The organism is Candidatus Photobacterium acropomis (assembly GCF_030685555.1).
Classification (GTDB): Bacteria; Pseudomonadota; Gammaproteobacteria; order Enterobacterales; family Vibrionaceae; genus Photobacterium; species Photobacterium lucens.
The window spans coordinates 1,317,931-1,337,322 of record NZ_CP131608.1; the positions used below are offsets into that span (position 1 = coordinate 1,317,931).

At 38.6% G+C, this 19,392-nt stretch carries 19 protein-coding genes; 9 read left to right on the forward strand and 10 right to left on the reverse strand.

What is annotated here, in order from left to right; translation table 11 throughout:
* Nucleotides 1-121: 121 nt before the first annotated feature.
* Complete coding sequence (locus Q7657_RS05965; protein ID WP_107166262.1) at nt 122-886, forward strand: 1-acylglycerol-3-phosphate O-acyltransferase; 765 nt, start codon at nt 122-124, stop codon at nt 884-886.
* A gap of 73 nt (nt 887-959) precedes the next feature.
* Here the strand turns inward: Q7657_RS05965 and Q7657_RS05970 are convergent, their stop codons facing one another.
* Complete coding sequence (locus Q7657_RS05970; RefSeq protein ID WP_053989312.1) at nt 960-1,313, reverse strand: DUF2750 domain-containing protein; 354 nt, start codon at nt 1,311-1,313, stop codon at nt 960-962.
* A 273-nt stretch (nt 1,314-1,586) separates the two neighbouring features.
* Here Q7657_RS05970 and rarD point away from each other — a divergent pair, with 273 nt between their 5' ends.
* Both rarD and Q7657_RS05980 read left to right on the forward strand, forming a co-directional pair.
* Nucleotides 1,587-2,492 (forward strand): EamA family transporter RarD, encoded by a 906-nt coding sequence (gene rarD, locus Q7657_RS05975; protein WP_107166263.1) that lies wholly within the window; start codon nt 1,587-1,589, stop codon nt 2,490-2,492.
* A 79-nt stretch (nt 2,493-2,571) separates the two neighbouring features.
* Nucleotides 2,572-2,928 (forward strand): nucleotide pyrophosphohydrolase, encoded by a 357-nt coding sequence (locus tag Q7657_RS05980; RefSeq protein WP_107166264.1) that lies wholly within the window; start codon nt 2,572-2,574, stop codon nt 2,926-2,928.
* Between the two features lie 50 nt (nt 2,929-2,978).
* Here Q7657_RS05980 and Q7657_RS05985 read toward each other — a convergent pair whose 3' ends face one another.
* The 4 genes from Q7657_RS05985 to nrdD all read right to left on the reverse strand — a co-directional run bounded on the left by Q7657_RS05985 (nt 2,979) and on the right by nrdD (nt 8,686).
* Nucleotides 2,979-3,242, reverse strand: a complete 264-nt coding sequence (locus Q7657_RS05985; protein ID WP_008989596.1) for a DUF2960 domain-containing protein — start codon at nt 3,240-3,242, stop codon at nt 2,979-2,981.
* A 124-nt stretch (nt 3,243-3,366) separates the two neighbouring features.
* Nucleotides 3,367-5,448, reverse strand: a complete 2,082-nt coding sequence (locus Q7657_RS05990) for an EAL domain-containing protein (RefSeq protein ID WP_107166265.1) — start codon at nt 5,446-5,448, stop codon at nt 3,367-3,369.
* A gap of 529 nt (nt 5,449-5,977) precedes the next feature.
* Nucleotides 5,978-6,451, reverse strand: a complete 474-nt coding sequence (gene nrdG / locus Q7657_RS05995; RefSeq protein WP_107166266.1) for an anaerobic ribonucleoside-triphosphate reductase-activating protein — start codon at nt 6,449-6,451, stop codon at nt 5,978-5,980.
* 108 nt (nt 6,452-6,559) lie between these two features.
* Nucleotides 6,560-8,686, reverse strand: coding sequence for an anaerobic ribonucleoside-triphosphate reductase (nrdD, locus tag Q7657_RS06000; protein WP_107166267.1), 2,127 nt, complete (start codon nt 8,684-8,686; stop codon nt 6,560-6,562).
* Between the two features lie 364 nt (nt 8,687-9,050).
* On the opposite strand from nrdD, the gene Q7657_RS06005 reads away from it, so the two are divergent.
* Entirely contained in the window at nt 9,051-10,121 is a 1,071-nt protein-coding gene (locus tag Q7657_RS06005) for a GGDEF domain-containing protein (protein ID WP_258178264.1), read from the forward strand.
* Nucleotides 10,122-10,179: 58 nt separating this feature from the next.
* Here Q7657_RS06005 and Q7657_RS06010 read toward each other — a convergent pair whose 3' ends face one another.
* Nucleotides 10,180-10,602, reverse strand: a complete 423-nt coding sequence (locus tag Q7657_RS06010; RefSeq protein ID WP_107166269.1) for a hypothetical protein — start codon at nt 10,600-10,602, stop codon at nt 10,180-10,182.
* Nucleotides 10,603-10,904: 302 nt separating this feature from the next.
* Between Q7657_RS06010 and Q7657_RS06015 the strand changes: the two genes are divergently transcribed.
* Nucleotides 10,905-11,756 carry an endonuclease/exonuclease/phosphatase family protein gene (locus tag Q7657_RS06015; RefSeq protein WP_107166270.1) on the forward strand — a complete coding sequence of 284 codons (852 nt, stop codon included), beginning with the start codon at nt 10,905-10,907 and terminating at the stop codon, nt 11,754-11,756.
* 61 nt (nt 11,757-11,817) lie between these two features.
* On the opposite strand, the gene Q7657_RS06020 is transcribed toward Q7657_RS06015, so the two are convergent.
* Together Q7657_RS06020 and Q7657_RS06025 are read right to left on the reverse strand one after the other, a co-directional pair.
* Nucleotides 11,818-13,167 carry a sigma-54-dependent transcriptional regulator gene (locus Q7657_RS06020; protein ID WP_053989327.1) on the reverse strand — a complete coding sequence of 450 codons (1,350 nt, stop codon included), beginning with the start codon at nt 13,165-13,167 and terminating at the stop codon, nt 11,818-11,820.
* Between the two features lie 299 nt (nt 13,168-13,466).
* A complete protein-coding gene (locus Q7657_RS06025) occupies nt 13,467-15,008 on the reverse strand; it encodes a phospholipase D family protein (protein WP_258178265.1) in 1,542 nt (513 codons plus the stop codon).
* 169 nt (nt 15,009-15,177) lie between these two features.
* On the opposite strand from Q7657_RS06025, the gene Q7657_RS06030 reads away from it, so the two are divergent.
* On the forward strand, nt 15,178-15,570 hold the full coding sequence (locus Q7657_RS06030; protein ID WP_023934679.1) for a DUF2750 domain-containing protein: 393 nt from the start codon (nt 15,178-15,180) through the stop codon (nt 15,568-15,570).
* A 98-nt stretch (nt 15,571-15,668) separates the two neighbouring features.
* Nucleotides 15,669-16,022, forward strand: coding sequence for a HopJ type III effector protein (locus tag Q7657_RS06035; RefSeq protein WP_107166271.1), 354 nt, complete (start codon nt 15,669-15,671; stop codon nt 16,020-16,022).
* Nucleotides 16,023-16,124: 102 nt separating this feature from the next.
* Here Q7657_RS06035 and Q7657_RS06040 read toward each other — a convergent pair whose 3' ends face one another.
* Complete coding sequence (locus Q7657_RS06040; RefSeq protein WP_060989615.1) at nt 16,125-16,457, reverse strand: hypothetical protein; 333 nt, start codon at nt 16,455-16,457, stop codon at nt 16,125-16,127.
* A 278-nt stretch (nt 16,458-16,735) separates the two neighbouring features.
* Here Q7657_RS06040 and Q7657_RS06045 point away from each other — a divergent pair, with 278 nt between their 5' ends.
* Together Q7657_RS06045 and Q7657_RS06050 are read left to right on the forward strand one after the other, a co-directional pair.
* Nucleotides 16,736-17,527 carry a nucleotidyltransferase family protein gene (locus Q7657_RS06045; RefSeq protein WP_107166272.1) on the forward strand — a complete coding sequence of 264 codons (792 nt, stop codon included), beginning with the start codon at nt 16,736-16,738 and terminating at the stop codon, nt 17,525-17,527.
* A 206-nt stretch (nt 17,528-17,733) separates the two neighbouring features.
* Nucleotides 17,734-18,522: a nucleotidyltransferase family protein gene (locus Q7657_RS06050; protein ID WP_107166273.1), complete on the forward strand. Its 789-nt coding sequence runs from the start codon at nt 17,734-17,736 to the stop codon at nt 18,520-18,522.
* A gap of 33 nt (nt 18,523-18,555) precedes the next feature.
* Here the strand turns inward: Q7657_RS06050 and Q7657_RS06055 are convergent, their stop codons facing one another.
* Complete coding sequence (locus Q7657_RS06055) at nt 18,556-19,197, reverse strand: DUF3313 family protein (RefSeq protein WP_107166274.1); 642 nt, start codon at nt 19,195-19,197, stop codon at nt 18,556-18,558.
* Between the last annotated feature and the right edge of the window lie 195 nt (nt 19,198-19,392).

A 19,392-nucleotide genomic window follows, 5' to 3' on the forward strand; every position in this document is an offset into this window, starting at 1 on the left:
TATTAATTACTTATAGAAATATTTAATCGCTTAATACAATTACAATACTGTTACAATTAGCATTTGAGCTAAGATTGCGCTAACCTGTTGTTAGTTCAAGTAAATAGCATAAGGAGTTTATGTGCTGTCTTTTATACGGATTTTAATTGCCACACTATTTATTATCATTACTACCCTTTGCGCACTTATCTATTGCCTCATAAATCGACCTCGTGCTCCAAAACATGTATATACTTTTTGTCGCTGGTTTAACCAACTGCAAAAAATTGCAGGTGTTAAAGTGGAGCAACGCGGTTTAGAACAATGCCAAGGCATTCCTAACGCGGTTTATATCTCCAACCACCAGAGTGTTTTCGATTTCGTTACCACTCCCGGTATGCTACGTCCAAGAACCGTTTCTTTAGGTAAAAAGAGTCTGGTTTGGATCCCTTTCTTTGGTCAGCTCTATTGGATCACTGGTAATATTTTAATTGATAGAGAAAACAAATCTAAAGCCCGTAATACCATTCAACAAGTCGCGGATGCCATTCATAGCCGTGACTTATCTGTTTGGGTTTATCCTGAAGGTACACGCAGTAAAGGGCGTGGATTACTGCCATTTAAGACAGGGGCTTTTAGAATGGCAATTGAAGCTGGCGTACCCATTATTCCCGTTGTTATCAGCACAACGCACAATAAAATTGATTTAAACAGATGGGATAACGGAACGGTGATTGCGGAAATGTTAGCACCGATTCAAACAACTGGTATGAAAGCTGTACAAGCAAGAGAATTGGCTGAACAATGCCATCAATTAATGGCAGATAAAATCGCGCAATTAGATAACGAACTAACTGAACGTAAAAATACGGTTGATATGGATAACAGCCATCACAACGAAGCTTAAAAAACATCGCCCCTCACATCGTTTGCTGTATATGCAAAAAATAATGAGGGGCGATTTTTAGAACTTTACTGGCTTAGATGTAAAGCTTAGCAACGTCGCTAGGCTCTAGCTCAACACCTTCAAGATCTTGGTTCCAGTTAAGACCAACAAGAACACCATCTTCAGCTAAAGTGATCATCCAGTCTTCTAAGAAGATATCTAAAGGCAGTTCGCTTGGTTGGAACTCAGCCCACTCATCAGCACATTGAGCTTTCGCATCTGCTTCATTTGACCAGAAAGGCATTACTTCTGAATCTTCAAATTCAGATGAAGCAACAGATAGCCAATCACCCTCTTCGTTGCGAAGGCTCCAAACAATACGTGTATTTTGTGTTTCTTCAACAAACATTAGCTTGTTAGCTTGGATATCTGACGTTAATTTAGTCATCATTTTCTCTCAATTATAAGCCCTAAAAGTGAGCCATAGCGGCCATTTGCACCACCACAACCTAACTTAGGAAGTTTAACAAAAAACCGAATAAACAGTGATTAAATATTGTTTATAATTTTATGCTATATGGAGATAAGTTACTATTGACTTATCACCATTCAGTGCCAAAATAGCGCGATTATCGACTAGTTTTCTCTAACTTAGCCGACATGGCAAACTCTTGCCAACAAATTCTATTTCAAATATTTACATTTCACTTTAGGTAGATAAATGCAATCTCGTCGTGCTGGAAATATGCTGGCGGCGTTTTCTTTTGTGCTTTGGGGTATCCTCCCTCTGTACTATCAGTTCCTGCCACAAGCAAATACCAATGAACTATTAGCACTTAGAATTATTTTCTCAGTGCCCGTTATGTTATTGGTCATGTTATTACTAAAACGCCCATTACCTACAATCAGCACACTACTGGCAGATAAGAAATCACTGTTTATGTGCTTTATTGCTGGCTGCATTATGAGTGTTTCTTGGTATGCGTTTACCTGGGCTATCACCCATGGTGAAGTATTAGCGGCAAGTCTGGGTTATTTCATTAACCCACTATTTGCTATTGCATTAGGTCTGTTCTTTTTAAGCGAGAAACTCAGTAAAGCGCAAATTGCTGCCGTTGTTCTTGCCATTTTAGGTATTGGCTATCAGGTATGGCAATACGGTGAATTACCTTGGTTATCACTGATCATGGGTAGTTTCTTTGCCATTTACGGCTTAACAAAGAAATACATCAAGTATGATGCGTTAACCTCTGTGACGATTGAAGCGGCAGTATTAACACCTTTTGCAGTTATCTACATGATCTGGTTATATCTATCAGGTGACAGTGTATCGTTAACGTCAGGCGCAACTACATTCTTACTTTATGTCGGTTCAGCACCCGTTACCGTTGCACCATTGATCTTTTTTGCACTAGCGTTAAACCGCACAAGTTTAACCATGGTTGGTTTAATGCAGTACATAGAGCCAAGCTTACAGTTCTTACTGGCGGTGTTCTTGTTTGGCGAAGTATTTGATCAAACAAAAGCAGTAAGCTTTGGTTTAATTTGGTTTGGCTTGATCCTATGTACCCTTGAAGCATTGCCTAGCTTGTTTCACAGAAAGAAGAAAATCGCACTTCCTCACTAATCATATACACCATTAAACACCGTGCTTAGCGCGGTGTTTTTGTTTATCCTGCATTCAAACTCTCAACCAGTAACGCATTATGTCTAACAGTTCTGATCTTCTACATTTAAAACAACAGCTACGCACCTTTGCAGAGCAGCGAAATTGGGATCAATTCCATACTCCAAAAAATCTTTCAATGGCACTGAGTGGCGAAGTTGCAGAGATCACTGAAATATTCCAATGGCTGACACCAGAGCAAAGCGAGCAGCTTTCGGTAGAAAAGAAACAGCAACTTGAAGAAGAAATTGCTGATGTAATGATGTATCTCGTTAGGTTAGCTGATAAATGCGATATCGATATTTCAGATGCCTGCCAGCGAAAACTAGCCAAAAATAACGAAAAATACCCCATTGATAAATGCTATGGCTCAGCAAAAAAATATAACGAGTTATAAGATCAAAAAGCTGGCGTTAAAAGCCAGCTTTTCTATCAGGTTTGGTTCAATTACTTTTGACCAACGCCACGGTTTTCTTTCTTCGCTAACGCAATTTTACCAAAACCCAGTTTACGGAAGTGGCTATCACGGAAATCACGTGCAGCTTTACTTGAGTTAGAAACCGCCTCTACTTGCTGTTCCATTTTTAAAAATGACGTTAAGTCGATACCTTCTGCCGCTGCAACCGCTTCATGGATATTACGGAATTGATCAAAAGAGAAAATAATCTCTTTCTCTTCTTTCTTGTAGGTATAGATAATTGTGCGTGACATAACGTCCCCAGTAGAGCATGAAAATGGACACGAAATTTACCGTATATCCCATCAATATGGAAGTATTAACACTTTATCTAGCCTGATTAATGTTCCGTTAAGCAAGTTAACCTTCAAACAAACCTTAAGCACTATCCATAACAGCGGCCTGAGTGCCCTTACTTTCATCTTGCTCTGAGCCAAAGTCTTTCAATAGATTCTGAGCGAAAATATCTTGTTGCGACATTGGACGATAATAATAATAACCTTGGATATAACGCACGCCGACTGAAGCGACAAATTCCACTTCTTTAAACTCTTCTACCCCTTCGACCACAATCTCAGCATTACTGATCTTACCAAGCTGTACAGCAAGGCTAAATAAGTCACGGCCACGTTGTGTATCTAAGTTTAAGACGAGTGTACGGTCAATTTTCACCTTATCGAAATCAAAGCGCGATAAGTACGCTAGCGACGAGTAACCTGTACCAAAATCATCCAATGCAACTGCTATTCCCAAGTCATGAAGCTCATCAATCACACGAGCGACATCTGTTTCATTTTGTACCAGCAACTCTTCTGTTATCTCTATCTCGATTTGAGAAAATGTCAGTGTACTTTCTTCAATATGTGCTTTGATCTTTGATACGAAATTTTTCGACAACACGGTATCAGGTGAAATATTAATGGATAGTTTTACGTTCTCATTCACCTGTGCAAAACGCTCTCCAGCTCGCAATGCTTTATCAAACACCCAAAAATCCAGATCAGGCATAAGTCCTAACTGATTAAATGCAGCAAGAAAGGTCGGCGGTAAAATTTTACCTTCGTTATCCTGATAACGGATGAGTGTTTCAAAGCTGATCACTTTATTGGTTTTTACATCAACCTGAGGCTGGAAATAGAGCAAAAATTCCCCTTCTGCCTGTAACCGCTCTATTTCTTTTTGCGCTTTTAGATTTTGATGCAATGACGGAATAAAGCTCGTTAATCGGGTTTTCACTTCAATTTCATCACTGGTGAATAAACGGTTTGAAAACACATCCGATACACCAATACCTAAATTGCGCTTATCCATCACTTTAAAGAATGGATAGTAAACAGCCACGCCGATCGCAATGATCACGATTTGTAAAACAGCTCCTGATATTGCCCCACCGGTTGCCATATAACCACTCAATATCGGTGGCATTAACCAACTTTGAATTTCGCTTAATGGCGGCACAATGCCGAAATACATGGCGCCATAAGCAACAACAAAGCCAATTGCAGGTGCCACAAGGAAAGGAATGATCATAATGGGGTTAAAAATAACTGGCACACCATACAATACAGGCTCATTAACGTTAAAAATGCACAAGATCAATGATGCTTTCGCCAACACTTTATAACCATCACTTTTGGCAAATAACAGCATACAAATCACCAGACTGAGCAAATTACCACTGCCGCCAATACCGGTGAAAAAGTCATAAAAGTTAGTACTGATGATATTGAGATCAACACCAAAGTTATGCCAAGCCGAAATGTTCATCATTGTGATATCGTACAATTCGGCTTTATACATATGTAAAACATTATGACCATTGATCCCTACCGACCAAAATAGTCCACGTAATACTTCATAAATAAAACCATCAACAAATGAGGTTGGATCTAACGATGGGATGATATTGAAAGGTAGCGATATTGTATTGTAAACCAGATACAAAGCGTGACTTGCTAAGATCACCGAGCCAATAGAAACCACCGCTCCTGCTAACATATTTACAGAGCTATCAATAACAGAATCTCGTTCACTGCCCCTAAAAATACGAAACTGTTTTAAGCGATAAATGAGATCACAAGTAATATAGGCCGTTAGTAATGATAAAGGGAAACTGTTAGGCAACGGCATAATGGCGGAAATAAAGCCCCACTGATATGACACAACAAAATACACTGTCAGTGCACTGGCGATTGAGAGCCCTTTAGGTATCCGTTTGACTGAAGATAAATAGGTAACAAGATAGAAATTCAATAAAATTGGAAACATTAACCCGGTGGCTTCGCCCACATATCGAATAGTGCCACTCAGTGATTCATACTCATAATGATCTGTAAGCAGAGCAATCAGTTCACAGAATGTAGAAATCAACGCTAACGGCAGTGCCATAATGAAGACATTAGACACTGCAACTAGGTACTTATTTGATGAAAGCTGTGACATTACTCGGTATGCAGTCATAACTATTTCTTATCTTTAATATGTTCGATACTGATAATTTATGTACTGATAGCATTTATTTATAACGATTCTTTTCTACGTTAATAAATTGTTCAGTATCTTTGAGAATTATCTTAATTTCTTATTATTTTTCAGTTAATTATACTATCAATAACCACATCATATAATAAATGAAAATTTATAAAAAACTGTGCTACCTATCACTTCACACAATCGTTGCAAGAAATTGTCAACTTTCTATTTTTTGAAGCATGATCTAACAATGAAATGTATTTAACTGGATAGGATGCTTTACTAATAAAACTATTAAAAAAGTGTTCAGAAATGAAAAGTTGGCATGTTTTAAACGTATTAATCACGTTACATAAAAAGTAAAGTCATACACTGTCTTTTCCCATACTTATACACAGAAACAGTGGATAACTTTACTAACACTGTGAAAAATCACACCTTTTGTATGAATTTTACACACAAAAATATTATTAATAACCACATCATTAAATGATAATGGTTGAAGATACAATAAGATTTAGCCTTGTAATTTAAGGTAGTGGATAACTTGGTTTTCACTGCCTCGCCAAACCAAAGATGGATCTCGCTTATCTTCTTCGTATTTACCGTCCACAATCACATCAATCAATGCGATCACTTCACGCTGTTGTTCCGATAACTCCGCTAAGGTATAACCCGTCCACAGCCAAATATCTTTACCTGGGCACTCATTACGAACCCGTTTTACCAGTTTCAAAATGTCAGGCACATTATTTGGGTGTAGTGGATCACCACCAGATAGCGATAAACCACGACGCTTAATACGTGTATCGTTCAAATCATTAATGATCTGATCTTCCATGGCTTGATCAAAACAATGCCCTGCATCTAATCGCCATGTACTTTGGTTATAGCAACCTCGGCATTGATGAATACAACCAGAAACAAATAGCGTTGCACGAGTGCCCGGTCCATTAACAATATCGACAGGGTAATAATTGTGATAATTCATTTAGGCCACCTACACTCATTAATGTTTTGTTCAATAATAATCTTAAAAAGAAAAAGTGCCGTTTAAGGCACTTCTTCATTTATTTGCTCTTCACATATGCAGATGAAATTACATATGTTTAACGCGACGCTTCACTTCTTCTTGTTTACCGAAGTTAAATGGACGCGCGTCAGGACTGCCTAAGTAGCCACATACACGACGTGTTACTGATACTTTTGATGGTTCATGGTTGCCACATTTAGGACAAGTAAAACCTTTACTTGTACATTCAAACTCACCAGTAAAGCCACACTCGTAACACTCATCAATAGGTGTATTAGTACCGTAGTAAGGCACACGGCTGTAGCTGTAATCCCACACATCTTCTAACGCTTCAACGTTATGTTGAATATTCGGGTATTCGCCATAACAAATAAAGCCGCCGTTCGCCAATTCAGGGTATGGCATTTCAAAATCGATCTTATCGTAAGGGTTAACTTTCTTCTCAACATCTAAGTGGAAGCTGTTAGTGTAGTAACCTTTATCTGTAACGCCTGGTACAACACCGAACTCTTTCGTATCAATAGCACAGAAACGGCTACATAAGTTCTCACTTGGCGTGCTGTATAAACTGAAACCGTAACCAGTTTCTTTCTTCCATGCATCAGTTGCATCGCGAAGTCGTTTAACAATAGCGACTGCTTTTTGACGTAGTGCTTCACTGTCGTAAACGTGTGTTTCATTACCGTACAATGCGTTCACTGTTTCATGGATACCAATGTAACCCAGTGAAATAGAAGCACGACCATTTTTGAAGATTTCAGAAACATCATCATCTTCTTTAAGACGAACACCACAAGCACCTTCCATATAAAGGATTGGTGCAACACGTGCTTTCACACCATCAAGGCGAGAGATACGGGCATCAAGCGCACGGCGAGATAGGGCTAAACGCTCATCTAATAACTCGAAGAAACGTGCTTCATCACCTTTCGCTTCCAGTGCAATACGAGGTAGGTTGATACTTACCACACCAAGGTTATTACGACCTTCATGGATCAATTCACCATTTTCTTCGTAAGTACCAAGGAAACTACGACAACCCATTGGAGTTTTGAATGATCCCGTTACTTCGACTAACTTGTCATAGTTAAGAATATCTGGATACATACGCTTAGAAGCACACTCAAGCGCCAGCTTCTTAATATCGTAATTAGCGTCGCCTTGTTTATGGTTTAAACCATCTTTAATAGCGAAAACTAGTTTAGGGAATACTGCTGTTTTATGATTCTTACCAAGACCCGCAATACGGTTTTTCAAAATAGATTTTTGAATTAGACGCGATTCCCAAGACGTACCTAAACCGAAGCCGAAAGTAACAAAAGGTGTTTGGCCATTAGCCGTGTGTAGTGTATTTACTTCGTATTCTAGTGATTGGAATGCATCGTAACATTCTTTTTCCGTACGAGCTTTAGCAAAAGCCTCAGGATCAGCAATGCCCCACTCTTTAGCCACTTCTAAGTGTTTCTCATGACTAACGGCAACGTAAGGTGCTAATACTTCATCAATGCGGTTGATCGTCGTGCCGCCATAAATGTGGCTAGCAACTTGCGCGATGATCTGAGCTGTCACTGCCGTCGCTGTAGAGATAGATTTCGGGGTATCAATCTCTGCGTTACCCATTTTAAAGCCGTGCGTCAACATGCCGTTTAAATCAATCAGCATACAGTTGAACATTGGGAAGAACGGTGAGTAATCCAGATCGTGGAAGTGAATATCGCCACACTCATGCGCTTTTACGATATCGCGTGGTAATAGATGTTGAGTCGCGTAATGCTTAGCAACAATACCAGCCAATAAATCACGCTGAGTTGGGATCACTTTGCTATCTTTGTTTGCATTTTCATTCAACAAAGAAGCATTGCTTTGCTCAATCAAGCCGCGAATTTCGTTGTTTAAACGGCTTTTCTTTTCACGTGCGATATCACGATCATGGCGGTATTCAATATAAGCACGAGCAACGGCTTTATGAGGACCAACCATCAATTGGTTTTCTACAGCATCTTGGATGGCGTGAATTTCTACTTCTTCAGCATGCTGGAATTGAGCCAGTGCAGCCTCAGCTACAGACATTGCATACGCTTCGCTCATTTCCATGTCATTGATTGACTTAGCTGCCCCCATAACCGCTTCTTTAATGCGTTGCATCTCGAAAGGTACACGGCAGCCATCACGCTTAATCACAACAAGTTTCACACCAGGCTCCTAAATACTCGATATTCATGACAGTGTCACACAAACACAAAATATAGGCATTCGGTATATGCGTGACAACAAGATGTGGGTATTAGGCGAGATTTTCCAAAAACAAACATTGATCCAAATCAATATCTGCTAAAGAGAGATTACGTTGCGAGCGATGCATTTGATACGTCACAAAATTCTTTTTGAAAGCGTTTTTTTATATACAATTGTCAATAAGTTTATTGGTCATTTTAGAAAAAAAATTGAGAAAAAATTCTTGCTTTTACGGCTAATGAAGTAAACTTGTTTGACCACTTAGAAAGGTAGATTTATAAAATAAATGGATGGCTTAACATTTACACAGCGGATCAATAGAGTGACCTATAAAAACCTACGTATCGGTTTTTTATGGGCTTCAAAAGTATCTCTTATGATCTTAACGGTAATGCTCACCACATTATGGATTGACCACATTGGCCAAAATCATAAAGCTACATATGTACTCACCGCTCAGTTTTGTTGGCAAATAGTACTTTCTCTGTTTGGGTTAGCCTATTTCAATAGAACGTCAGAACCATCCAACTACCGCTATGTTGCTGCATGTTATACCTTTGTCTATGGCTTAAGTTGGGGAGCAACCGTCTTTATTCTTGGCAGTTTTTCCCGTTCAACACTGACAGCAGAGGTTATTGCCAACCTCACCATTATGGTTGCTTTGCTCGGTTTTTATACCTATCGCGATGCATTATATTTAGCAGTAGCGCCAATTTTAATATTTAGCACTTGGGTGACTCTGCAAGATGATAGGCTCACCTATCTCTTTTCATTTGAGAAGCTCGCTGTTACCGCCATTATCGTCGAATCAGGTCGACGTGTACTTTATCGTTGGTTTAGTAATCGTGTGCAGCAAGAACATGAGAATAAGAAACTCTTAAAAGAGCTTAATCATCTCGCTTCTCGTGATCAATTAACACAAATTAAAAATCGACGTTTTTTTCAATTGGAATTGGATAAACAAATCAATACCGCGAAACGACTCAACATTCCGCTCTCGATGATTTTGATTGATATTGATTACTTCAAGAAATTTAATGACACCCAAGGACATATTGCAGGAGATGAATGCCTGAAACTAGTAGCCAAAATCATTGATGCTAGCCTACTACGAGGAATAGATAGTGTCTCTCGCTATGGCGGAGAGGAGTTTGTTGTATTACTGCCAAATACCGATTTAGATGGTGCTATTCTTGTTTCACAACGTATTCAAGAAAACTTATCTAAAGTCGCCATTATCCACCCGAGTTCAAATATTAGTAATATCGTCACTATTAGCCAAGGCATAACGGCATACGATCCCAATCAACGTCCAACACAATTTATCGAAACGGCGGATAACAATTTATATCGTGCCAAAGAAGCTGGGCGTAATTGCTATATTGCTGCTTAGTCAACACCTTGAACAAGGTATAATAAACAGCCACTGATAACGTTCAGTGGCTGTTTTGTTATATGGCTTCAACGGCTTGTCGACATTTAGATGCTCGTACCGACATTACACTTTTATAGCGTTCACCTTGCGCTTTAATATACACAGCACACCCAGCACGATCATGATCTATCCATGCCTTTTCTGGCTGTAGCGCTACCTTTTTTCCTTCTGGAAAGACATAATTCAAAATCACATTGCCATTAGGTTGAATTGCAAAACTATAAAATCGATCTAAATGCTCTAAGTAGCCTGCGGTTAAAAATAATATCGGTAGAAAAGAACACTTAAGCACAACGCTTTTAACCGTTAATGACTTACATTTCATATAGGCTTCTACGCGGAGCACGATATAGACCAACACAATAGATAAAGCAGCAAACCACGCAAGGATCTTAAATTTTCCCCACGCAACTTCGGGGTCAAGCAGTAATATCTCCATCTTTGATTCCTTTTTAAGAGGGAGCTAACAGTGTGGCTATACCCAAGTACAAACAATAACCCATACATTTTGTTTGAGATAACACACTGCATACTTTATTGAGAGTGGCTTTCAAGTGATGTGATAACTCACTCCAGAAAATTACGTTTACCAGTAACAGTGAAACTAAATTTTCACAATAAATATTATAATAAGGCTTTCAAATTTAACGTAAAAATAAGGAGTACCCGATCCCGTATTTATTCTTTTTTGCGATTCAATTCATATTCGCTAGTGTTTGTCAGGCTAATTCATTAACGCTAATGACGTGGAATTTGCAGTGGTTAGCGGATCATCCCCAAAACGACATACAACGAACAACAAAAGACTACCAAGTATTAAGGCAAATTTTTTTCACTCATCAACCCGATATACTCGCCTTTCAAGAAGTGAATTCAGCGAAAAGCCTCTATAGAGTGATCCCCAAAGATCAATATCAAGTATTTATGTCATCAAGAACGATGAGTAAGGAAGACAAATTCAATGGCGTCAATCAATTCACAGGCTTTGCGGTTAAAAAGCACTTAATAACAAAACAACTACCCGATATAACCGAGCTCAGCTCGCCTACTAAAGCACTTGGTCTAACCTCACATTACTCGCAAAAATTACGTTATGGCGCTGTAATCAGTATAAAGCTGAACAATAATGCGATAACAATAGCCAACCTTCATCTCAAATCTGGCTGCTTTTATCCAAAACAACTAAGCAATAATAAAAAGAAAGCCTGCCGTACATTAAATTTACAACGCCAAATAGTTCAACAATGGGTAAATAATCAACAAACGAAGCAAGTACCGTTTATTGTCGTGGGTGACTTTAACCACCGTATTAATCAGTCACCATCAATCAATAATGGCTTTATCTCAAGTTCCGCTAATAAACCACTCAAATGGCTCAGTCAGAATATCAATGGTAATTGTCTTGCTAAAGTGACCAAAAATAATCGCGTGTATTACCGACAATACAAACAACTTATCGATCATGGTTTTAGTAGTGTTCATTTCATATTAAATAGCGCTCAACAAATTCAGTTTGCTAAACATCAAGTTGAACAATACCAACTAACAGATCACTGCCCGCTGTTATTTAATCTCACTCTTGCTGATACATAATAAAGATACAAAAAAGCCCACTTACTCATTGATAAGTGGGCTTCATTGTATTGGTAAGACATTAATCTTGCGCGTAATTCGAACCATTATAGTAACGAACATCAGGAACAATATTATGTTTATTCAGCAGTCGATACATAGTGGCACGAGATACACCTAAGTCTTTTGCCGCTGATGCAACTTGACCTCGATGCGTTTCTAATACTGCAACCAGTACGTCTTTTTCCGCTTCATCTTTAATATTTCTCAAGCTTTGTTTCATATTAATCTTCTTCGGTAAGTCAAAGTGTTCTACTCCAACTTCATTACCATCGGTTAATAATGAAACCCGCTTAATTTGATTAATCAGTTCGCGCACATTTCCTGGCCAATTGTATCTCAGCAATAGTTGCTTGGCTTCTTCATTATATTGCGTTGCGATTGTATTGTATTCTCTCGAATATTTTTGCAAAAAGTACTCTGCTAGAGCAATGATATCAGCCCCTCTTTCGCGTAACGTAGGAACTGAAATATGGAAAACATTAAGGCGATAATACAGTTCCTTACTGAATGTTTCGTTCGCAATCGCCTGCTCTAAATTTGCACTTGAACAGGCTATCACACGTACGTCACACTCTCTTGTATCATCTAATGTATCATTAGTAGGTTGCTGTAAATAAGCTAGCAGCTTTTGTTGTAGCGATTTAGATAACTCTTCAACACCGTTTAATAACACGGTTCCCGCTTTGATTGTATGCTCTGTGACATGTTTACTTTCTGGATCAAGAAAAGCGATTTTTTCATCATCTTCGGTCAGTGATGCACAGTTAATCATGGCGAAACCTTCGTTTCTACGCTTACTCAAATTATGAATTGAATTTGCGATTAAGTCTTTTCCGGTACCTTGCTCACCACTAATAAAGACATTTACATCTGTCATTGCAACACGACGTACCATGTCTCTTAAATGTTTAATCGATTTAGATTCTCCAAATAAACCAACATCTTGTTGAGCATCTATTTCTGTCCAAGAGTTAGCTTCAATTTCTAACATCCCTAGTTGGTGGCCGACAGTTTCTAGTAAATGCGTTGATGGAATAGGAATTGAAAAATAATCAATACAGTAATTATTTATAAATTGGCATATTGCATCCATACCTAGCTGCTCTTTTTTAATAACAGCTATCCATTTCACTTGCTTTGTTTTATTTGCCCTTAAAGAAATACTGTTCAAACTAAAATCATTATTGCTTAGGTCTACAATACAAATACAAGGACTGTATTCTTCCAAGATGGCATCAGCAGTACGAAGATCATAACAACAATGTGTTTTCCATCCAGTTTGTTCCAATAACGCAATCCAAGGTTCGTAAGTACAGCCAATAGCAACGAGTCGAGCTTTAAATGTTTTTTTATCACACTGTGCTACCATTGAGGTCACCTTTTCTAATATCGTTTATTTCCCTCTTTTTTATAATATAGGCAATAAATCAATATCATGCCTCGTATTAATAGCGAGACATAAACAAAAAATATACTAGTTATTTTGCGTTTTAAAATGCAAAAAAAATAATATATTTTCTATTTCATAACCTTATTCATTCACTATAGATCTTTTTTTTACGTAATATTTTGATACTATTTTTATTTTGACAATAAAATACAAGATATAAATATCTTTTTAATATCTAATTACTTGTATTTTATTGTATGGCTATATTTACATTTTAATTATAGTAAGAAATTAAACAGCCATGAAGGTAACCACATAAATTTCATTTTCGTGGTATCAGGATCCCCTGCGCCATACACATTTACCGCATATCCTTGACCATCAATGGCTTTATTCTCACCGACAATTTGATAGCCATTATTCGCCCTAGAAAGAATATTTTGTTCAATTTCGGCGACCAACTGATCGTTACCTCGGCAAAATAACGCCATTTCAGCATTGTAGTGATTAGAGCGATTATCAATATTATAAGTCCCCACCATGATTTCATTTTGTCCATCACCACGGCGTTTATAGACTTGAGTTTTAGCATGCATGCCCCATCGAGCCGATTGGATTGAAGGATTAACTGTTGCCATTTCATCTAACCACTCACCAGCATGAAGGTACACTTTCATCCCTTTGGCTTGCCAATCGTAAACATGAGTATAAAGCTGGGCTGCTACATAGGTGGCATCGGTTGACGATAATGAATTGGTGTACAAGGTCATATCGATATTCTTATCAAGTAACACTTGCATTAAATGCTCAGACTTACGGTTATTCAATAAATACGGTGACGCAAGGATCAGCCCCTTATCTACCGTCATCACCTTATCGAAAATGGTCTTACGCAAAAAACGATAGTTATCGCTATATGGATCTTTAAAGCGTGTCCAAAACGAGCCTCCCGGTGCATCAGAAGTAAATGTCATTTCTGGACAAGTATATAAGAATTTTGACGCTAATACTGGGCGAGCAATCGCTTCAATCTTTGCTCGAGTATCAGCTTCATCTGAGTTGTGTGCGAGGAAAGCTTTTACTTCAGACACTTTTCGTTCATATTTTTGTAAATCAATACGGCTAATCGGGATATCAGGGGCTTGATAACGCTCACTGATGTCATGATCAAAAAAAGCATCAAAGGAAGCACGCATGGCTTTCACTATTGAGCCTTTAACATATAAATCACGATCGAGAAAATTATAATGCTCTGATAAATCGTAATAATCATTTTCAACATTACGGCCACCAGTGATCGCTTCATGATCATCTACTACTAATAGCTTACGGTGATTACGAAAGTTAATGGTCGATATATAATAGATAGGCGCGGCGTTGTAATAACGCACTTCTATCCCATAAGGTTTCAATCCTTCGGCATAAAACTCATCAAACTCAAATACAGTGGCGGATTTATCAATCAAGATCCGAACATTTACACCTCTTTTAGCGGCATCTACCAACTCTTGTACCAAGATTTTCCCACTCATATCGGGAGAGAAAATAAAGTATTCCACTTCGATCGTTTGTTTCGCCCTACGGATCATATCAATACGCGCTTGGAGTGCCACCAGCCCATTGTTTAATACCATCACCTCATTTTGCTCTGCCCCAGTTTGGGGATCAAAGTGATCTACTTTGTGAAACGGATAAGGATTGGTCAAAGAAAGATCTTTATAGCTGTCAAAATCTTCATCCCAATAGACCCAATTACATCCCGCCATCATGAATGATAATGACATAGCCGTAGCAGCAGACATCAACAAACGTAACAACACGTACTCCTTGTGTAGTTAACTAAGTAAAGTATTAAAACCTAAAAAGGATCTTGCACCAGAAGATAGCGAAACCCCATTAAATTGTGATATCAACAGGATAAAACAAGATCTCTGTTCTATTTTGATTTATTCTTACAACCAATCAACATAATCATCAAGGTATCACATCATGTCTACGCCATTAGATGCGACAGCAATTGAAACAATCCAAGGTTTTGATGCAGAAAAGCGTTATAAGCATTTAGTAAAAGAAGTTGTCGCTAACCGCGAAATTTGGATCCTAATCGATGAACACGGCTGCGTAATGCTAAATACAGACGACGAAGATTGCGTACCTGTATGGCCAAACAAAGAGTTTGCCGAGGCATGGGCAACCGGTGAATGGGATAACTGTAAAGCTGAGTCTATTTCTTTAAATAAATGGCATAGCCGTTGGACTCATGGCCTTGAAGATGACGAACTGGCTATCGTGGTGTTCCCAATTCAAGATCAAGAAGGTTTAGTGATCTACCCAGACGAGTTAGATTACGAGCTTAAGAACCAAGCGAAAAAGCAGCGTTAATCAAGTCAGCTTAATCGCTATTGATTTTGCAATATAATCAATTTTGTAACATAAAGGTCAGATCAAATCTGACCTTTTTTATAAGGAGAAAAACTCAAATGGACGCATTACTACAAGCACTTAAAGACACACCTGAAAGTGTAGAATTTCCACAAGTTATGGCTGTGATCACAGAGCATTACGATTATCAAGCCACCACTTTTTACAATGGTCTGGATAACGATACACTAAAAAATGATGCTGGCACTAATGAAGGTTCGTGCAAAATTTTTGCTTTTGCGAAGTTAAACCAGCTTTCAGAGTCGCAAACATTGGCTTGTTTTGGTCAGTACTATCGTAACGATGTATTAGCACATCCTGAAAATAACGATCATCAGAACATTCGCCACTTCATGAAGTTTGGCTGGTCAGGTATTCAATTTGAAACCTTTCCACTGACAGCGAAAGCTTAAACCTCGTCTAAAGCATCCTCCATAAACAAAAAGCCATCATTGTCTTTCTTTTGAGTAGAAGAGTCATGATGGCTTTTTTAGTGACTGATTCTATAGCGTTGATCAGCTAAGCGGCTTATTACAGTGGCTACATACTTGTGGTGGCTTCATAAAGAAAGGTGAGCGACTCGCCTGTCCGCAACTGTCACAAAATTTAGTTGAACGAATAGTAAGTAAGGTTAATGGTACCAGCAGCACTAAAATCGCTATCATCCACATTGTCGGCGGCTGCATATAAACAATAAAAGCGCCAATCACCACATTACTGAACACGGTGTAAATTGGCCAAAGCTTGCGTTTACGTGCCACATCTTTACCGCGTTGAAAAAGCATCACACTCCCCAACACTAACGCAACCCAAATAACGATAAAGCCAATTAATAGATTTTCCTGCATTACTTATATTCCCTACGATTAAACACTATAAAAAATTGAATTGCATATTATTTAAACAATAAAAGCTAATTAAGACTTCCAATAAAAGCATAATTATCCTTTTAAAGCCCTTTATTTTATGACCCTACTCACAATGTTGTTTTGTGGTTAAAAAAAATAACGAATTTTATTACCAAAAAACAACATTCCGTATTATCTTTACTGCCAGAACAGGACGTTCAAAGATAAACCACAGCCTCAGCCGCCATTTGCTAGAGGACTGTGCTAAAGGAGTAAAAATGGTTGTTCATTCAGTAGCTCGTGCTACATGTTGTTTATTGCTACTAACTTTTGGTCGTAACCCTATTGCTCAAACCTTGCCTCAGCCTTCAGCTCACAAGCAAGTAAACAAACTAACAGCAATTCATACCGAATCAACGCTACATAACTTAACGCATTCTATCAACGAGCTACAGCAGATTCCTAGTTGGCGTGCGCACAATATTACACAACCTTACAATCAATTAAGTGTGCTATACACACATGCATTTCCAGCTCAGCAAGAGCTTAATATGCTATTAGAAACCAGCGCGCTTTACAGTCAGTCGAAAGCTCTACTACCCGGCATTAAGTCTCAACAACGTGCTAAAACAAAAATTGCCACAGAACTAAATGGTCATACTAATAAATTAACAGACATCGTGCGTGGCAGCCTAGTGTGTGACAATATTTCAGATTTGATCAAAACCTATGATTTTATTGCACAGCATGCGTCACTGCTGGAAGTTAAGAACCGTTTTAGTGCGCCTGCAGCCTCTGGCTATCGCGACATTAAGATGCTGGTACGCCTTAACAACAGCGGCCTTGTTGCCGAGATTCAATTACATCTTGAAGCCATTGCAGAGATCAAAAATGGTGAAGAGCATGACATCTACGAGATGATCCAAAGTATCGAACGACTAGCCATGGCGCAAAATCGAGAATTAAATGACATTGAACAGATGAAAATAAAGCGTCTACAACAACAATCAAAAGCGCTTTATGTTCAAGCTTGGGAAAGTTACACCACGCCTTTAAGCCTAGTCAGCTAATAAAACAACCTTCAATTATGTGATCCAAACCGCATTTATATGCGGTTTTTTTATCATTTCATGGATATTGACACAGAGTTTACTATTCATTCAGGTTATATTGTTAGTATCAATTTAGACAATAAAGCACGACAAAACACACCACCTTTGTTACCCCTTTTTGTGTGTTGATATTGCAAGAAAGCAATATCGTTGGGAGTTGTTTAATGGATATAAAATCTGCTTTACGTACAAGCTTCATTCTATTCTGTATGTTAAGTCGTTCGGTTGTTGCAGCACCTGCTGTAGCACCTGCATATACAATTACTGATCAACCATCACCTACGCGCCTATCACAAGCAAGCCGCAAAGCCTTTCAGCGCGATATTAGTGGCTTATACAGCATTCAATCTTGGAAAAGTGACAACATCACGCAACCTTACAATGATTTTGATGCGCTATACCAAGCATCAACACAAGCACAAGTAGAACTTGAGCAATTAATGCGTAGTATCTGTCTTGTTTCTTCTGCTGAAGCACTGATTCCACCAGTAAAGTCAGCACAACGTGCACAACAAAAAATTGCCACAGAGCTAAATGGCCAAGCCAACAAAATTACTGATATTGCACGTGCTTCATTAGTTGCTGAAGACATTTCATCGCTGGTGCAATCATTCGAATTACTGAATAAAGAAGCAACCGTTGTGGGTGTTAAAAACCGTTTTAAAAAACCAACCGCCTCAGGCTACCGTGACTTAAATGTATTGGTTGAACTACCACACAGCAAAATCATTGCTGAAGTGCAACTGCACCTGAAAGACATCTCTGATGTTAAAAATGGTAAAGAACACGATATTTATGAGCAAATTCAGAAGATGGAACGTTTAGCTCTGCATGAGAAACGCCCCCTGACAGAGTTTGAAGAGAAGAAAATTAAAAACCTACGTCAAGAATCATTGCACTTATACCAAGAAGCTTGGCAGCAATACCTACACCCGACCAGTGTTGCTGTTTAATCCTCTTCCCCATTAAACCAAACGCCCTACTAGTTAGGGCGTTTTGCTATTTATATTTTGAGTATGAATATGACTTGCCGCAACTTGAGTGGCAAATAACACAATATCTTGCTGGATCTTAGGTTTAAGCGACTGTAGCTCATGATACTGCAAATGTGCTTCATCATTTTCAAGTACCGCTTCTAAAGTAAACAAGGTTTCCCTTTCCGCGAGTAACTTCTGTGTAGTGGCGTCTTTCAAACGGTAAGTGGCGGCAACATGTACATCTCTATCACGCTCACCTAACACTAAAATCATCCCTTCTAATGCGGCACGGTACGGAAATAGCTCACCAATACTCATATCTTCTAGTGATGTATGGACTTTCGCTAACGCAACATCAAGTTGTAAGGTTCGCTCATCAATGGATTCAACCACCTTCACACTATCAGCGAATTTAGTGTGTAGATCATCGTGAATCGACCGTTCTAATCGGTTCACAATACGTTTAGAAACTTGGCGATCACTGGCTTGTGTGACCTGGACAGGGGAAATATACAATTTATCGTAATCTTGCGGAGTTAAATGCAAAGTGCTTTTCCCTTCAACATTTATTGCAACATCGCGCGGGAAAAACGCACACCCTGTTTGTAGACCAACAATAAGAAATATTACACACCACCTGACCAACATCATTTCACGACCTCCACTTTAAATCATACAGAACACCATACTGTATTTATAGATGAGTGTAAATATTTGTATCAGCCAGTTTTTTGGCAGCTATGCACTACTCCATCATTTTGTTTTATTCCAGTGCCAATTTTTAGCTCATCGTAAAAAGGCTGCTTAGCCAGATTTAGATCACGCTTCCGATAATTTTTTACTTTC

What these genes read in the sequence shown, in the direction of transcription:
- Q7657_RS06050 (WP_107166273.1), top strand. Translation starts at nt 17,734, where the DNA reads ATGGATATAAAATCTGCTTTACGTACAAGCTTCATTCTATTCTGTATG.
- Q7657_RS05970 (WP_053989312.1), bottom strand. Translation starts at nt 1,313, where the DNA reads ATGACTAAATTAACGTCAGATATCCAAGCTAACAAGCTAATGTTTGTT.
- Q7657_RS06010 (WP_107166269.1), bottom strand. Translation starts at nt 10,602, where the DNA reads ATGGAGATATTACTGCTTGACCCCGAAGTTGCGTGGGGAAAATTTAAG.
- Q7657_RS06055 (WP_107166274.1), bottom strand. Translation starts at nt 19,197, where the DNA reads ATGATGTTGGTCAGGTGGTGTGTAATATTTCTTATTGTTGGTCTACAA.
- Q7657_RS05980 (WP_107166264.1), top strand. Translation starts at nt 2,572, where the DNA reads ATGTCTAACAGTTCTGATCTTCTACATTTAAAACAACAGCTACGCACC.
- Q7657_RS06015 (WP_107166270.1), top strand. Translation starts at nt 10,905, where the DNA reads ATGACGTGGAATTTGCAGTGGTTAGCGGATCATCCCCAAAACGACATA.
- nrdG (WP_107166266.1), bottom strand. Translation starts at nt 6,451, where the DNA reads ATGAATTATCACAATTATTACCCTGTCGATATTGTTAATGGACCGGGC.
- Q7657_RS05985 (WP_008989596.1), bottom strand. Translation starts at nt 3,242, where the DNA reads ATGTCACGCACAATTATCTATACCTACAAGAAAGAAGAGAAAGAGATT.
- Q7657_RS06040 (WP_060989615.1), bottom strand. Translation starts at nt 16,457, where the DNA reads ATGCAGGAAAATCTATTAATTGGCTTTATCGTTATTTGGGTTGCGTTA.
- Q7657_RS06020 (WP_053989327.1), bottom strand. Translation starts at nt 13,167, where the DNA reads ATGGTAGCACAGTGTGATAAAAAAACATTTAAAGCTCGACTCGTTGCT.
- Q7657_RS06045 (WP_107166272.1), top strand. Translation starts at nt 16,736, where the DNA reads ATGGTTGTTCATTCAGTAGCTCGTGCTACATGTTGTTTATTGCTACTA.
- Q7657_RS05990 (WP_107166265.1), bottom strand. Translation starts at nt 5,448, where the DNA reads ATGACTGCATACCGAGTAATGTCACAGCTTTCATCAAATAAGTACCTA.
- Q7657_RS06035 (WP_107166271.1), top strand. Translation starts at nt 15,669, where the DNA reads ATGGACGCATTACTACAAGCACTTAAAGACACACCTGAAAGTGTAGAA.
- rarD (WP_107166263.1), top strand. Translation starts at nt 1,587, where the DNA reads ATGCAATCTCGTCGTGCTGGAAATATGCTGGCGGCGTTTTCTTTTGTG.
- Q7657_RS06030 (WP_023934679.1), top strand. Translation starts at nt 15,178, where the DNA reads ATGTCTACGCCATTAGATGCGACAGCAATTGAAACAATCCAAGGTTTT.